This is a genomic window from Phormidium sp. CCY1219, from assembly GCF_035615515.1.
Taxonomy (GTDB): Bacteria; Cyanobacteriota; Cyanobacteriia; order Cyanobacteriales; family Laspinemataceae; genus CCY1219.
The window spans coordinates 1-1,201 of the sequence record NZ_JAJENT010000092.1 but is presented as its reverse complement, the minus strand read 5'-3'; the positions used below and the strand labels follow the sequence as shown (position 1 = coordinate 1,201).

The following is a 1,201-nucleotide window of genomic DNA, read 5'->3' as shown; positions in this document are numbered from 1 at the left end:
GTGCTCAGGCCCCCGCAATGCGATCGCGCAAATTTCACCCCCAATTGTCTTCGGGGGTCACACACCCTACGCGATCGCTTTGAGGGGGTATATACAAAGACTTTTCGTTACCCGGATTCGGTATCCACCCTTCTTGCCAAGCTGAGACTTTTAGTGACCGTTTGCCTCAGCCCGATGCGAGCTGCTATCATTAAAGAATGAGTGCGGGTTCGGTTGCGTTCCCGTAACTCCTTTGACAAAAGAGGCGATCGCACCACACCTGACGTCCTACTCGATCGCTGTTCAAATTCAACAGTAGGTAAAAACAATGTCAACCGTCTATCATTTAAAAGCCAGCGAAATCAACCCGAGTTTAATAGAAGAAATCAAAGCAAAATTTGGTGATAAATATATTTCAATAATCGTTTTTGAAGGAGATGAAACTGCCTATTTATTGCAATCTGAAATCAATAAAATTAAGCTATTAAAAGCAATTGAGAATGCGAAAAAAGGTCGAAATTTAGTCGAAGTTAATATAGAGGAGTTGCAATGAGCAGAAGAATCATTTTTGAAGCTTCTGCTTTTGCCGATTTTAATGAATGGGCAAAAATAGACAAGAAAACTTATCGCAAAATTGTCGAACTGATTAAGAATATAGACAGAACACCATTTGAAGGATTAGGTAAGCCCGAACCTTTGAAATACGAGTTAAGTGGGTTTTGGTCAAGGCGGATTGATAATGAAAATCGTTTAATTTATCAAGTGACCGATAAAGAAATTTTGATTGTAGCTTGCAAGTATCACTATAGTGAATAGAATTGAATTGCCTTAAGCGTGCCTATTAAGCCGACTTACCCTATCGAGGTCTGATGAAATTGCAATTGGCGCGAACCCAAGATTTAAGTTAAGCCAGTCGGATGATGGCAGAGGCAAACCTGGAGGAAATCGCCCAAGTCAAATCGGCGATCGCTCTCAGCCATCGTAGGGTGTGTGACTCCCGCAATCCGCTGATGCAATTTCACCCCCAATCCTCTCCGGGGGCCTGAGCACCAAATGGCGTCATTAACTCCCCTCATCCGATTCTCCCACCGATGGGGTCGGTGCGTGACCCCCACAATGCGATCGCGTAATTTGACCCCCAATCTTCTTCGGGGGTCACACACCCTACTGCAATTTCACCGCCAATTTTCTCCGGGGGTCTGAGCACCGAATGGCGTCATTA

At 44.4% G+C, this 1,201-nt stretch carries 2 protein-coding genes; both read left to right on the top strand.

Annotation, left to right across the window (positions count from 1 at the left end; translation table 11 throughout):
• Positions 1-307: 307 nt before the first annotated feature.
• Positions 308-532, top strand: a complete 225-nt coding sequence (locus LKK83_RS00560) for a hypothetical protein (RefSeq protein WP_324628786.1) — start codon at positions 308-310, stop codon at positions 530-532.
• The gene (locus LKK83_RS00555; RefSeq protein ID WP_324628785.1) at positions 529-795 is read left to right on the top strand and encodes a Txe/YoeB family addiction module toxin; all 267 of its coding nucleotides are present in this window, start codon (positions 529-531) and stop codon (positions 793-795) included. The genes LKK83_RS00560 and LKK83_RS00555 overlap by 4 nt, the downstream gene beginning before the upstream one ends.
• Positions 796-1,201 lie beyond the last annotated feature (406 nt).

Bases quoted from the DNA above. Each gene is read 5' to 3' on its own strand.
- LKK83_RS00560 (WP_324628786.1), top strand. From the start codon at position 308: ATGTCAACCGTCTATCATTTAAAAGCCAGCGAAATCAACCCGAGTTTA.
- LKK83_RS00555 (WP_324628785.1), top strand. From the start codon at position 529: ATGAGCAGAAGAATCATTTTTGAAGCTTCTGCTTTTGCCGATTTTAAT.